The following is a 12,801-nucleotide window of genomic DNA, read 5'->3' as shown; positions in this document are numbered from 1 at the left end:
AAACAATAAATTTACATGCGTATAGAAAAATACTGACAGCGTAAGCAAAAACCAGTTGCTTCGGGCAACTGCGGCTGTGCTACTGCGGGGCAGCGGGATAAGCGCGGAAAGCAGATACGGGATGACCAGACAGGCCAGCCACAAGACCATGGATGATTTCGCGCGCGCCTGCGGCGTGTCGCGGCCCACGCTGTCAAAATACTTCGATGATCCGGGCAGCGTGAAAGCCTCGACCCGCGAACGGATCGAACTGGCGCTGGCGGCGTCGGATTACCAGCCGAACCTGTTCGCGCGGAACCTGAACCGAAAGCGCACCCGGCATATCGGCATCATCGTGCCCTCGATGTCGGACCCGTTCTATGCCGAGGTGGTGGGCCGGATCGAGCTGCGCCTGCGCGACGATGGCTATTGGCCGATCCTCATCGCCACGCACAGCCGCGCCGATCTGGAGGCAGAGGCCGTGCGCACGCTGCTGGCGCTGAAGGTGGCGGGGGCGGTTGTGGCGCCCCTGGGCCATGACAGCGAGCGCGGCACCTTCGACCGGCTGACCGAGGCGATACCCGTGGTGTGTTTCGACAGCCATATCGGCCCCGGCATGCCGTTTGTCGGCAACAACAACGGGCAGAGCATGTCGGTGATTGTCGAATATCTGTGCCGGTCGGGCGAACCGCCGCTGTTCTTTGACATTCCGCATGTGAACAACAACTCGCCCGAGCGGTTGAACAGTTACATTTCGGCCATGCAGGTGCAGGGCCATGCGCCCGAGGTGATCGCCTGCCCGGCCCGCTATTGCTGGGACTTCGAGCGTGCGGGGTATGAACAGATGCAGGCGATGCTGGCGCGCGGCAGCCTGCCGGGGCAGACGGTGCTGTGTGCCAATGACCGCATGGCCTTTGGCGCGATGGCGGCGGCCTTTGCCGCGGGGCGCAAGGTGGGGCGGCGGCGCGACAGCGATCTGCGCATCGCCGGGCATGACGACCACCCGCTCAGCCGATATACCTGCCCGCCGCTGACAACCATGGCGCAGGATGTCAGCGCGATGGCGGGCCGCAGCGTGGAAATGCTGCTGGCGCGGATGGACGATGCCGACGAAGGCCGCGAAAGTGCGGCGGAAAGCGTGATCCTGGATGCGACACTGGTGATGCGGGATTCGGCCTGACCCTCAGGCTTGATCCAACGTCAGCCATGCCGCCGCTGCCGCTGCAAGCGCCTCTGCCGCCTCGGGGATGCGCGCGCCCTGTGACACAAAGCCGTGCAACTGTCCGGGCCATGTCTGCACCTCTGCACGGGACTCGCCCCGCAACCGGGAGGCATAGGCGGCCCCCTCGTCGTGCAAAATGTCATGTCCCGCCAGCGCGACAAAGGCCGGGGCCACGCCCTGAAGGCTGGGCGCGCGCAAGGGCGACACGCGCCAGTCGTCGGCCTGTGACGGATCGGTCAGATACAGATCGCGGAACCAGCGCATCGTGCGGGCGGTCAGCCCATGGCCGCTGGCAAAGCGCCGATAGCTGGCATGGGTCTGCCCCGCATCGGTGTTGGGGTAGAACAGCAGTTGTGCTGCCAGTGGCGGCAATGCCCCGTCGCGCGCCATCAGCGCCAAAACCGCCGCCAGATTGCCACCCGCGCTGTCGCCGCCCACGGCCAGCCGGGCGGGGTCAATGCCAAGCCTACCCGCCTGATCCGCCATCCAGCGCAATGCGGCGGCCCCATCCTCCAATGCAGATGGAAAGTGGTGTTCGGGGGCAAGGCGATAGTCCGGGCTGATTACCACCGCGCCCGCGCTGTGGGCCAGAGTGCGGCAGATATCCTCGTGGCTTTCGGGGCTGCCGATCACCCAGCCGCCGCCGTGCAGATACAGCAGCGCGCGGGCCCCGGTGGCGGGTGCCGTGACGCCGCGCCACAGCCGCAGGCGCAGGCCGTCATGCCAAAGAGTGCGGCTTTCCGCCACCGGGGCCAGCGGCCCCAGCGCCGCCTGCCATGACGCGGCATAGGCGGCGCGCGCCTCGGCCACCGTGCCATCCTCAAACGGGCGGCCCGGGGCGGCGCTTGCCAGCAAGTCCCGGGCCGAGGGGTCGAGCCCGGTCATTCCAGCAGCGCCTGCGCTTCGTCATCGCCCAGCGGCTGCGGCTGCGCGGTGTCGCCGCCGATGGTCTGGGCGCTGCCGGTTTCGCCTGCACGCAGCACCGCCTCCATCACCTCCAGCACATGCAGGGCCAGCCGCCCCGAGGCCCGGGGCGCGCGGCCCGTGGCCAGTGCCGCCGCCAGATCGGCCACGCCCAGCATGCGGTAATTCGCGCGGTCTGGTGCCGCGAAGGGAAAATTCAGCGCGCCATAAAGCTGCGGCTCGCTGGCAAAATCCTGCCAATGCGCGCCATGGTCTGACAGGCTGACGGTGCCGCCGAATGTGTCGGGGTCGGGCAGGCGCAGCGAGCCCATGGTGCCATGCAATTCGATCGGCGGGATGGAATGGCGATACACATCCCACGACGCGCCGAATGTCACCGTGGCCCCGCCCGCGAATTGCAGCAGCGACATCACGTTGGTCGGCGTGCCCACGGCAAAGCGGGTGCCCTTGAACGGCCCCTCCGCCGTGATCAGGCGTTCGGTCTGCCCGGATGTCGCCACCGCCTGAACCCGCGCCACCGGCCCCAGCAGGTTGACCAGCATCGTCAGGTAATAGGGCCCCATATCCAGCACCGGCCCGCCGCCCGGCTGGTAATAGAACTGCGGGTTGGGGTGCCAGTGTTCCATCCCGCGCCCCATCATGAAGGCGGTGCCGGTCACAACCCGGCCGATCGCCCCGCCATCCACCAGCCGCCGCGCCTTCCGCCCCGCCGCGCCCAGAAACGTATCGGGCGCCGAACCGATCAGCAGGCCGCGCGCCTCGGCCTCCTCCACCAGCCTGCGCCCCAGATCGGCGGTCACGGCCAGCGGCTTTTCAGTGAACACATGCTTTCCGGCGGTCAGCGCGCTGTGCGAGACGTCGAAATGCGCAGCGGGAATCGTGAGGTTCAGCACCAGATCCACCTCTGGGTCGGCCAGCAGCGTATCGACCGGCACGGCCCGCAGCCCGTATTCCGCCGCCCGCTGTGCCGCAAGTTCCGCGTTCAGATCGGCGCAGGCCACCAGGCGCACGCCCGGAAACAGCGCGGCATTGCGCAGATAGGTCATTGCGATATTGCCGCATCCGATAACGCCGATGCCCAGTTTGCGTGTTGATTTTGTTGTCATTTTCATTTCCTTCCCTCATCGTCGTGGCGGGGCCTGCCCTTCGTGCGGGCAGCATCCCTGCTGGCTGCCCGCATTTAAAGCATGTTTTTTGTTGACGCGCGATAAATTTTTAAACTACGTTCGACAAGTCAGCGATGGCGTGAGGGCCGCTGCCGACCATCAGGGAGGATGAAATGACACATACAGCCAAAGGGCCGGTTCACGGCCCCGTCAAACTGGCCGACCGCAGCATGACCAGCCGCCGCCAGTTCCTGCAAACCTCTGCCGCCTTTGGTGCTGCCGGCATGGCGGGCCTTGGCGTCACCCGCGCCCGGGCGCAAAGCCGGGTCGAGATCTCCTTTGCCAGCGCCGCCTTCTTCGGCAAGGAAAGCTTTGGCGACCTGTGCGACACGTTCAACGAATCGCAGGACCGCATCTTTGTGCGCTTTATCGAACTGCCGCCGCCCAGCTCTTCGACCGAGGTGTTTCAGGGGCTTGTGCAGCAGCTGGCCCGCGCTGACGGCACCCCCGATGTGTTCAGCCAGGATGTGATCTGGATCGCCGGCTTCGCCGAGGCCGGATGGGCGCTGCCGCTGGGCGAATATTTCCCCGATACCAAGGATTACTTCAGCGGCACCGTGGCCGCCTGCACCTACAACAACCAGTTGACCGCGCTGCCCTGGTTCATGGATTCGGGCATGCTGTATTACCGCCGCGACATTCTGGAAAAGATGGGTGCCGAGGTGCCGACCACCTGGGATCAGATGGCCACGCTGGCCGCCGCCGCCCAAGGTGCGGGCGACGCCGAATTCGGCTATCTGTGGCAGGGCAAACAGGCCGAAGTGCTGGTTTGCGACGCGGTGGAAATCATCACCTCGAACAACGGCGCGATCCTTGCCGCCGATGGCAAGAGCGCGCTGGTCAACCAGCCCGAGGCGGTGGCCGCGATCCAGTTCCTGTATGACACGATCGCTACCACCAAGATCAGCCCGCAGAACGTGCTGAGCTGGGATGAGGAACCCTCGCGCATGCCGTTCACGGCGGGCCGGGGCACGTTCATGCGCAACTGGTCCTATGTCTATCCGATCGCGCAAGACCCTGCGGCGTCGGATGTGGTGGACAAGGTGGGTGTCGCCCCGCTGCCCGCCTTTGATGGTGGCAAGAGCGCGGCCTGTCTGGGCGGCTATCAGCTGGGCATCAACGCCAATTCAAAGTACCGCGAGGCCGCGGTGGAATTCCTGACCTGGCTGTCGTCGGCCGAGGTGCAGCAGCGCATTGCGCTGAACTTCGGTCTGGCCCCCACCCGCGCCAACCTGTTCGACGATGCCACGATCAAGGCCGAACAGCCCTTCATGGCAAGCCTGCAAAGCGTGTTCACCGGGGCCACCGCCCGCCCGATCACGCCCAAATATTCCGAAGTGTCGCTGGCGCTGCAATCGGGCATCTCCAAGGCCTTCGTTTCGGGCAATGTGCAGGCCGAAATGGACGCGCTGGCGACCGAGATCAACCGGATCGTGGCCTGACCCATGGCAGAGGCGTCTCATCCAGCACCGCGCCCGCCGGGTGGGACAGGGAGGGTGCTTCGCGGCACCCTCTGGCCCTGGCTGCTGCTGCTTCCGGCCTTTGTCGCACTAGGGTCGGTGGCGCTTTATCCGATTGTGAATGGCATCTACCTGTCGTTCACCAATACCTCGCTGATTTCGCGCACAGATGATTTCACGGGTTTCGACAATTACGCCCGCCTGATGGGTGATGCGCTGTTCTGGAAGGCCTGGGGCCATACGATGTGGTTCACCGCCGTTTCCACCCTGCTGGAAACGCTGATCGGTCTGGCCATGGCGCTGGTGCTGGTGGAGGCGTTTCCGGGCCGGGGCATCGTGCGCGCGGCGATGCTGATCCCCTGGGCGATGCCCACGGTAGTCACGTCAAAGATGTTCGGCTGGCTGTTCGACGGGCAGTTCGGGGTGATCAACTATGTGTTGCTGCAACTGGGGCTGATCGACCAGAACGTGAACTGGTATGGCTCGCCCGACACCGCGATGTGGACCATCATCATCGCCGATGTGTGGAAAACCACGCCCTTCATGGCGTTGCTGCTGCTGACCGGGTTGCAGACCATCCCGGCCTCGCTGACCGAGGCGGCGCGGATGGACGGGGCAAAGGCCTGGGCGACCTTCTGGCATGTGCGCCTGCCGCTGCTGCTGCCCACGCTGCTGATCGCGGGCATGCTGCGGGCGCTGGATGCGTTTCGCGTGTTCGATCTGGTTTATGTGCTGACCGGCGGCGGGCCGGGCGACAGCACCGAAACCCTGTCTACCCTGTCTTACAAGGTGCTGTTTGCCACGCTGCAATTCGGCTACGGCTCCACCATATCCACCGCGATGTTCATCACCGAGGGGCTGATCGCGTTGGTCTTCGTGATCTTCATGGTCAGCCAGTTGCGGAGGCTGTCATGACCGGCCGCCGCACGCCCCTGCGCCGCGCCCTGATCGGGCTGGCGGCGGCGCTGATCCTGATCTGGTCGGTCGGGCCGTTCATCTGGCAATTCTCGACCTCTTTGCAGATGGACAAGGCGCTGACATCAGGCACGCCGCGGCTGATCCCCGATCCGGTGACATTCGTGCATTATTTCAACGCCTTCGTTGAAAAGGGCCTGCACCGCTACATGATAAACTCGGCCATCGTGTCGGCCTGCACCACGCTTTTGTGCCTGACGGTGGGGTCACTTGCGGCCTTTGCGCTGTCGCGGCTGCGGATCAGGGGGCGTTATGGCATCCTGTTCCTGATCCTGTCGGTGTCGATGTTTCCGCAGATCGCGCTGGTGGGGCCGCTTTACCTGCTGGCCTCGGCGCTGGGGCTGCTGGATACCTATGCGGTGCTGGTGCTGACCTATCTGGCTCTGTGCCTGCCCATCGTCACCTGGGTGATGTTCGGCTATTTCGAAACGCTGCCGCGCGAGATCGACGAGGCCGCGCGGATGGATGGCGTCTCGACCCCCGGGCTGCTGTGGTATGTGATCCTGCCGATGTCGGGCCCGGGTCTGGTGACGACCGGCCTTTTGGCCTTCATCACGGCCTGGAACGAGTTTCTCTTTGCGCTGGCCTTCACCTCGGACGAACGCACCCAGACGATTCCGGTCGGAATCGCCAATTTCACCAACCTTTACTATGTGCCCTGGGGCGACATTGCGGCGGCCTCTGCCGTGGTGACGCTGCCGTTGATCCTGCTGGTGCTGTTCTTCCAGCGCCACATCATCGAAGGCCTGACCCAGGGCGGCATCAAGGAATGACCATGACAAAGTTGCAGATCGCCTGCCAGACCTTCACCTGGGAAATGCTGGGCCCCCGTTTCACCGGCGGGCCGGATGACCTGATCCGCGCGATTGCCGACGGTGGCTATGCCGGGATCGAGATCACCGACACGATGATCGGCCATTACGCCACTGATCCCGCCGCCTTTGGCCGCGCGCTGGATGCGGCGGGGCTGCGGCTGGTGGCCTTTGCCTTTGGGTCCGACAGCGGCTTTGCCCGCCCCGACCACATCGCGGCGGATCTGGAGGCTGCGAAACGCTGGGTCGGCTATGCCGCACATTTCCCCGGCGCGCTGGTGTCGATGGGGTCGGCCACCGTGGTGACAGACGGGCCACGCGATGCGCATTTCGCCGTGGCGGCAGAGGTTTACAACCGCGCGGCCGAGATCGGGCAGGCGGCGGGCGTGCAGGTGGCGGTGCATCCGTCCTCGCATCACAACACGCTGCTGTTCGACCGCGCCGATTATGACCGCATCTTTGCCCTGCTGGATCCCGGCGTGGGCTGGGTGCCCGACACCGGCCATATCCTGCGCGGCGGGCAGGACATGGGTGATACTCTGGCCAGCCATGCCGCGCGCATCCGCTATGTCCACCTCAAGGATGTGGATGCGCAGGGCCAGTGGGCCATGCTGGGCGACGGTGTGTGCGACACGCCGGCCGTCATCGCTGCCGCCACGGCTGCCCCGCAGTTCAACGGCTGGCTGGTGCTGGAGGAGGAATCCGCCACCGCCGCAGCCGATCCTGCCGCCGCCGTGAAAACCAACCGCGCCACGCTTCGCCGTCTCGGGCTTTAGGAGAAACGACATGATCCGCAAGCAAGACCGACGCCTGCGCGTCGGCGTACTGGGCTGTGGCCCGATCGCACAATTCGCCCATCTGGAATCCTGCACCAAGGCGCGCAACGCCGATCTTTACGCCATCTGCGATACGGCACCTGACCTGCTGGCGCGGATGCAGGCCACCCATGCCCCGCAAAAGGCCTTTGCCGATTACGACATGATGCTGGCCGACCCGGATCTGGAGGCGGTGATCATCGCCACATCCGACGCCTGGCATGTGCCTATGGCGATCAAGGCGTTGCAGGCGGGCAAGCATGTGCTGTGCGAAAAACCCATCGGCGTGTCGGTCGAAGAGGGGCAGGCGCTGGCCGATGCCGTGGCCACCTCGGGCTGCCTGTTGCAGGTGGGGCACATGAAGCGCTTTGACCCGGCGCTGGAGGCCGCCCGCGATTTCGTGCAGCAGGACATGGGGCAGGTGCTGGCGCTGAAGGCCTGGTATTGCGACAGCACCCACCGCTACACCAACACCGACGCCATTCAGCCTCTGCCGGTGACAAGCGCGCTGGCGCGCAAGCCCGCAGGCAACCCCAAGGCCGACCTGCGGCAGTATTTCATGCTGGCCCATGGCTCGCATCTGGTGGACACGGCCCGCTTCCTGTGCGGCGAGATCGTGGCCGTGCGTGCCCGCCTGCTGGAACGGTTCGGCGCCTATTGCTGGTTCGTCGAGACCGAATTTGCCAGCGGTGCCCTGGGCCATCTGGATCTGACGGTGGCCGTGCGGATGGACTGGCACGAGGGGTTTCAGCTTTACGGTGAAAACGGGTCAGTCACGGCGAAAATCTTCAACCCATGGTATTTCCGCGCGGCGGAAGTCGAGATTTTCCACGAAAGCGATGCGACGATCCGCAAGCCGCTGGGGGCCGACGGCCATTTCTTCCGCCGTCAGCTGGAGGGGTTGGCCGATGCCGCGCTGACCGGCGCGCCGCTGCGCGGGGCCGATGTGCAGGATGGCATCGCGTCGATCCGCGCCATGGTGGCCATTGCCCGGTCTGTGGAAAGCGGCGGGCGGGTTGCGCTGGCCTCCGTCACGGGGGCGGTGTGATGCGGCTGGGCATCTTTGCCAAGACCTTTGCGGGCACACAGCCGCTGGCGGTGCTGGGGGCTGCGCGTGATGCGGGCTATGGCGCGGTGCAGTTCAATCTGGCCTGTGCCGGGCTGCCGTCGCTGCCCGCAGACCTGCCGCCCGATGCGGTGCTTGACGGTATCGCCGCTGCGGCCACGGCCACGGGCGTGGAACTGGCGGCGCTGTCGGGCACCTACAACATGGCGCATCCCGATCCGGCGCAGCGCGCGGCGGGGCTGGGGGGGCTGGGGGTGGTGATCGCGGTCGCGGCCCGCCTTGGCATTCCGCTGGTGACGCTGTGCACCGGCACGCGGCATGCGACTGACCAATGGGCGCATCACCCCGCCAATGCCGAACCGGCGGCATGGGCCGACATGGCGCGCGAGATGGCTGCGGCCCTGACCTTGGCCGAGGCGGCAGGCGTGACGCTGGGCATCGAGCCTGAACAGGCGAATATCGTGACCTCGGCGGCGGATGCGCGGCGGCTGATCGGCGAGATGGCCTCGCCGCGCCTGAAAATCGTGCTGGACCCGGCTAACCTCTTTGAACAGGCGACCCCGGATCAGGCCCGGCGCATCGTGGCGGCGGCCATAGACCGGTCGGCGGGCCATATCGCCATGGCCCATGCCAAGGACCGGCAGGCCGATGGCCGTTTTGCCACGGCTGGCGCGGGGATCGTCGATTTTCCGGCCTTTGTCGCAGGGTTGCGGGCCGCGGGGTTTGACGGCCCGCTTGTCACCCACGGGCTGGAGGCTGCCGAGGCCCCGGGCGTGGCGCGTTATCTGAAGGCGCTGCTGTGACGGTGGTTCTGTTCCAGCACGGGCTTGGCGGGGATGAGGCGCAGGTGATGCGTCACTGGCCCGAAACACCGGCGCAGCGCGTGACGCGCAACAGCCGGGGCCATGGCGGCACGGGCCTTGGGGCGGAGCGGCCGTTTTCGCTGGCGATGTTTGCCGATGAAGCGCTGGCGGCGGTGCAGGCTCCGCGTTTTGTGGCGGCGGGCATTTCCATGGGGGCCGCGATCGCGCTGCGGCTGGCCTGCCTGCATCCCGCACGGGTGGCGGGTCTGGTCCTGATACGCCCGGCATGGGGGTTTGACCCGGCACCCGCCAACATGGCCCCGGTGCGCGACATCGCCGGCCTGCTGCGCCGCATGCCACCCGCAAAGGCGCGCGCCACCTTTGCCGCCAGCGCCTTGGGCCAGCGGCTGGCGCGCGATGCGCCCGACAATCTGGCCTCGCTTCTGGCCTATTGCGACCGCCCCGATGCCGCGGAATTTGCCACGGTGCTGGCCGATATTGCCGCCGATGGTCCGGGCATCACGCCACGGGATGCCGCAGCCTTGCGCCTGCCATGCCTGATCCTGGCCAATGACGGCGACATGATTCACCCGCTGGCCACCGCCGGGCAACTGGCCGCCGCCATTCCCGGTGCGCGGCTGGCCGAAGTGCCGCCCAAATCCACCGCCCCCGAGGCGCATCTTGCTGCCATCCGCACGGCGCTTGCCGCTTTCCTGTCCTCTGTTGCCAAGGCCCAGCCATGACCCCCGACCATCTTGCCGCCATTGCCCGCCTGCCCGGCCACCGCCTGCTGGCCGAGTTTTCGCTGTGGTCTGCCGATCTGGCGAACATGCAGCGCGATCTGGAACGGATCGAACCCCTTGCCGATCTGCACCACATCGACGTGGCCGATGGTCGTTTTGCCCCCGGCTATCTATTCTTTCCCGATCTGGTGGCCCGCATCGCGCAGCTGACCGCCGTGCCGATCCATGTGCATCTGATGGTCGGGGCCGATGTGGTCGAGGACCAGACACGCCAGTTCATCGACGCGGGGGCCAGCCTGATCTCGGTCCATGCCGAAACCGGCGAGGCCGGGCTGCGGGCGCTGGCGCTGGCGCAGGCTGCGGGTGTGGCGGGCGGCGTGGTGCTGCGGCTGGAAACGCCGGTGGAGGTGGCCGCACCCTTTCTGCCGCAGGTGCAGATGTTCACCCTGCTGGGCACCCGCATCGGGGTGAAGGGGCAGTCGCTGGCCCCCGAGGCGGCTGACCGGCTGGCCGAAGCGCGGGCGCTGATCGCCGCCATGCCGCAGCGCATCATTCTGGCGGCGGATGGCGGCATAAGGCAGGAAACCGTGCCCCTGCTGCGCCGCGCGGGGGCTGAAACCGTGGTTCTGGGCTCGCTGGCCTTTGGCGACCCCGATCTGGCGGCGTGTATCGGCTGGCTGCACGGGATGGAGCCTTTGGCATGACAGCCGAGGCCGCCCTTGCCGTCGATCTGGGGGGCACGGATCTGCGCGCGGCCTTGGTGGCCCGTGACGGCAGGGTGCTGGCCCATGCGGCGGAACCCACGCGGGCCCGTGCCGGGCCAGAGGCCGTGATCGCCCAGATTGCGGCGCTGGCCGGGCGGGTGATGGCCGAGCGCCCGGGGTTGCGGCCCATCGGCATGGGCATCGGCGCGCCGGGGCCGCTGGACCCGCTGGCAGGGCTGATGATCGCGCCGCCCACGCTGGATGGCTGGCAGAATGTGCCGCTGGCCGCACGGTTGCGCGAACGGCTGGGCCTGCCGGTCTGGCTGGAGAATGACGCCAATGCGGCGGCGCTGGGCGAATGGCGCTTTGGCGCGGGGCGCGGGCAGGGCACGGTGGTGTTTGTCACCGTGTCCACCGGAATCGGCGGCGGGGTGATCACGCAGGGCCGGGTATTTCACGGCAGCCGGGGGCTGGCCGCCGAGATCGGCCACATGACCATCGCGGGCAGCGGTCCGCGCTGTTTTTGCGGGGCCGTGGGCTGTTTCGAGGCGCTGGCCTCGGGCACCGCGCTGGGCCGCAACGGCGGGCGTCTGGCGAAACGGCCCGGGGGAGAGGCGATCGCGCAGCAGGCCGAGGGTGGACGCATCACCGCCCGGTCGGTGGTGGGTGCAGCCCGGGCGGGCGATGCCATGGCCGCAGGTCTGGTGGCGGATGAGGCGCGCTGGCTGGGCCGGGGGTTCACCAACCTTTTGCACCTTTATTCGCCCGATGTGATCGTGCTGGGCGGCGGGCTGGCGAATGCCTTTGACCTGCTGATCGGCGGCATCAGGGCCGAGATCAACCGCCGCGCCATGCCTGCCTACCGCGATGTGGCGGTGGTGCCGGCGGCGCTGGGCAGCCGCGCCGGGCTGATCGGCGCGGCGGGGCTGGTGTTCACGGCGCAGGATATGCAGCCCGGTCCCCATGGGGCCGGGGCAATGGAAGGGGGGCGGCAGGATGGCTGATCTGAAACTCACGGGGCTGACGAAATCCTTCGGGGCGGTGCAGGTGATCAAGGGCATCGACCTTGACGTGCAGGACCGCGATTTCGTGGTGTTTGTCGGCCCGTCCGGCTGCGGCAAATCCACCCTGTTGCGCATGATCGCGGGGCTGGAGGAAATCACGGCGGGCGAGCTGACCATCGACGGCACCCGCGCGAACGAGGTCGACCCCTCCAGCCGGGGGCTGGCCATGGTGTTTCAAAGCTATGCGCTTTACCCGCATATGACGGTGGCCGAAAACATGGGTTTCGCGCTGCGCATCGCGGGCGTGCCCCCGGCAGAGCGTGACCAGCGCGTGCGCGCCGCCGCCGATGTGCTGCAACTGACCCCGCTGCTGGACCGCCGCCCCAAGGCGCTGTCGGGCGGGCAGCGGCAAAGGGTGGCCATCGGGCGGGCCATCGTGCGCCAGCCCAAGGTGTTTTTGTTCGACGAGCCGCTGTCGAATCTGGATGCCGCCTTGCGGGTGAACATGCGGTTGGAACTGATGCGCCTGCACCGCGAACTGAACGCCACCATGATCTATGTGACCCATGACCAGATCGAGGCGATGACCATGGCCACCCGCATCGTGGTGATGAATGCCGGGCGTATCGCACAGGTCGGCCCGCCGCTGGAGCTTTACCACCACCCGGCCAACATCTTTGTCGCGGGCTTCATCGGCTCGCCCCGGATGAACTTTCTGCCGGTGACGGTGCAGGGCAGCGATGCGGCGGGCACGGCGCTGGCGCTGCCGGGCGGTGGGGCGCTGGTGCTGCCACGGCGGCTGGTGGCGCGCGCCGGTCAGGCGCTGACGCTGGGCATTCGCCCCGAACATCTGCGCCTGACCGGCGGGCCCGCCATGTTCACGGGCCGGGTGCAGGTGGCCGAACATCTGGGCGGGCTGACCCTGCTGCATGTGCCGCAGCCGGGGGCCGAGGCGCTGGTGGTGCAGATGGACGGGGCGCAGGTGATCGGCGCGGGGGCGGATGTGGCCCTGACCGCCGACCCCGGGCAATGCCACCTGTTTGGTGCGGACGGTGCGGCGTTGGCCTGACCGGCACCGCGCATGCAAAAAGCCCCGCCGTTTCGGGCGGGGCTTTGGCGATGGTTGCA

At 67.1% G+C, this 12,801-nt stretch carries 13 protein-coding genes; 11 read left to right on the top strand and 2 right to left on the bottom strand.

The window, feature by feature from the left end:
• Positions 1 to 121 precede the first annotated feature (121 nt).
• Entirely contained in the window at positions 122 to 1,159 is a 1,038-nt protein-coding gene (locus GEU84_RS12745; protein WP_152826645.1) for a LacI family DNA-binding transcriptional regulator, read from the top strand.
• Between the two features lie 3 nt (positions 1,160 to 1,162).
• Here the strand turns inward: GEU84_RS12745 and GEU84_RS12740 are convergent, their stop codons facing one another.
• Positions 1,163 to 2,086 carry an alpha/beta hydrolase gene (locus GEU84_RS12740; protein WP_152826643.1) on the bottom strand — a complete coding sequence of 308 codons (924 nt, stop codon included), beginning with the start codon at positions 2,084 to 2,086 and terminating at the stop codon, positions 1,163 to 1,165.
• The gene (locus tag GEU84_RS12735; protein ID WP_152826641.1) at positions 2,083 to 3,231 is read right to left on the bottom strand and encodes a Gfo/Idh/MocA family protein; all 1,149 of its coding nucleotides are present in this window, start codon (positions 3,229 to 3,231) and stop codon (positions 2,083 to 2,085) included. Before GEU84_RS12735 ends, GEU84_RS12740 begins: the two co-directional genes overlap by 4 nt.
• 173 nt (positions 3,232 to 3,404) lie before the next feature.
• Here GEU84_RS12735 and GEU84_RS12730 point away from each other — a divergent pair, with 173 nt between their 5' ends.
• The 10 genes from GEU84_RS12730 to GEU84_RS12685 are packed head-to-tail and all read left to right on the top strand — an operon-like array spanning position 3,405 to position 12,742.
• Complete coding sequence (locus GEU84_RS12730) at positions 3,405 to 4,733, top strand: ABC transporter substrate-binding protein (RefSeq protein WP_152826639.1); 1,329 nt, start codon at positions 3,405 to 3,407, stop codon at positions 4,731 to 4,733.
• A 54-nt stretch (positions 4,734 to 4,787) separates the two neighbouring features.
• Positions 4,788 to 5,666: a carbohydrate ABC transporter permease gene (locus GEU84_RS12725; RefSeq protein ID WP_217438567.1), complete on the top strand. Its 879-nt coding sequence runs from the start codon at positions 4,788 to 4,790 to the stop codon at positions 5,664 to 5,666.
• Entirely contained in the window at positions 5,663 to 6,499 is an 837-nt protein-coding gene (locus tag GEU84_RS12720; RefSeq protein ID WP_152826635.1) for a carbohydrate ABC transporter permease, read from the top strand. Before GEU84_RS12725 ends, GEU84_RS12720 begins: the two co-directional genes overlap by 4 nt.
• Before the next feature lie 2 nt (positions 6,500 to 6,501).
• A complete protein-coding gene (locus tag GEU84_RS12715) occupies positions 6,502 to 7,314 on the top strand; it encodes a sugar phosphate isomerase/epimerase family protein (protein ID WP_217438566.1) in 813 nt (270 codons plus the stop codon).
• Between the two features lie 10 nt (positions 7,315 to 7,324).
• Positions 7,325 to 8,401 (top strand): Gfo/Idh/MocA family protein, encoded by a 1,077-nt coding sequence (locus GEU84_RS12710; protein ID WP_152826631.1) that lies wholly within the window; start codon positions 7,325 to 7,327, stop codon positions 8,399 to 8,401.
• Positions 8,401 to 9,222, top strand: a complete 822-nt coding sequence (locus tag GEU84_RS12705; protein ID WP_152826629.1) for a sugar phosphate isomerase/epimerase family protein — start codon at positions 8,401 to 8,403, stop codon at positions 9,220 to 9,222. Before GEU84_RS12710 ends, GEU84_RS12705 begins: the two co-directional genes overlap by 1 nt.
• A complete protein-coding gene (locus GEU84_RS12700; protein ID WP_217438565.1) occupies positions 9,219 to 9,965 on the top strand; it encodes an alpha/beta fold hydrolase in 747 nt (248 codons plus the stop codon). Before GEU84_RS12705 ends, GEU84_RS12700 begins: the two co-directional genes overlap by 4 nt.
• Positions 9,962 to 10,669, top strand: coding sequence for a ribulose-phosphate 3-epimerase (locus tag GEU84_RS12695; RefSeq protein WP_152826627.1), 708 nt, complete (start codon positions 9,962 to 9,964; stop codon positions 10,667 to 10,669). The genes GEU84_RS12700 and GEU84_RS12695 overlap by 4 nt, the downstream gene beginning before the upstream one ends.
• Positions 10,666 to 11,673: an ROK family protein gene (locus GEU84_RS12690; protein ID WP_152826625.1), complete on the top strand. Its 1,008-nt coding sequence runs from the start codon at positions 10,666 to 10,668 to the stop codon at positions 11,671 to 11,673. The genes GEU84_RS12695 and GEU84_RS12690 overlap by 4 nt, the downstream gene beginning before the upstream one ends.
• The gene (locus GEU84_RS12685) at positions 11,666 to 12,742 is read left to right on the top strand and encodes an ABC transporter ATP-binding protein (protein ID WP_152826623.1); all 1,077 of its coding nucleotides are present in this window, start codon (positions 11,666 to 11,668) and stop codon (positions 12,740 to 12,742) included. Before GEU84_RS12690 ends, GEU84_RS12685 begins: the two co-directional genes overlap by 8 nt.
• Positions 12,743 to 12,801: the final 59 nt, after the last annotated feature.

The organism is Fertoeibacter niger (assembly GCF_009380135.2).
GTDB classification, from domain to species: Bacteria; Pseudomonadota; Alphaproteobacteria; order Rhodobacterales; family Rhodobacteraceae; genus Fertoeibacter; species Fertoeibacter niger.
The sequence above is the reverse complement of the archived record's forward strand: the minus strand, read 5'-3'. Positions and strand labels throughout refer to the sequence as shown.

Coding starts and splice junctions, on each gene's coding strand:
- GEU84_RS12745 (WP_152826645.1), top strand. CDS start 122: ATGACCAGACAGGCCAGCCACAAGACCATGGATGATTTCGCGCGCGCC.
- GEU84_RS12740 (WP_152826643.1), bottom strand. CDS start 2,086: ATGACCGGGCTCGACCCCTCGGCCCGGGACTTGCTGGCAAGCGCCGCC.
- GEU84_RS12735 (WP_152826641.1), bottom strand. CDS start 3,231: ATGACAACAAAATCAACACGCAAACTGGGCATCGGCGTTATCGGATGC.
- GEU84_RS12730 (WP_152826639.1), top strand. CDS start 3,405: ATGACACATACAGCCAAAGGGCCGGTTCACGGCCCCGTCAAACTGGCC.
- GEU84_RS12720 (WP_152826635.1), top strand. CDS start 5,663: ATGACCGGCCGCCGCACGCCCCTGCGCCGCGCCCTGATCGGGCTGGCG.
- GEU84_RS12715 (WP_217438566.1), top strand. CDS start 6,502: ATGACAAAGTTGCAGATCGCCTGCCAGACCTTCACCTGGGAAATGCTG.
- GEU84_RS12710 (WP_152826631.1), top strand. CDS start 7,325: ATGATCCGCAAGCAAGACCGACGCCTGCGCGTCGGCGTACTGGGCTGT.
- GEU84_RS12705 (WP_152826629.1), top strand. CDS start 8,401: ATGCGGCTGGGCATCTTTGCCAAGACCTTTGCGGGCACACAGCCGCTG.
- GEU84_RS12695 (WP_152826627.1), top strand. CDS start 9,962: ATGACCCCCGACCATCTTGCCGCCATTGCCCGCCTGCCCGGCCACCGC.
- GEU84_RS12690 (WP_152826625.1), top strand. CDS start 10,666: ATGACAGCCGAGGCCGCCCTTGCCGTCGATCTGGGGGGCACGGATCTG.
- GEU84_RS12685 (WP_152826623.1), top strand. CDS start 11,666: ATGGCTGATCTGAAACTCACGGGGCTGACGAAATCCTTCGGGGCGGTG.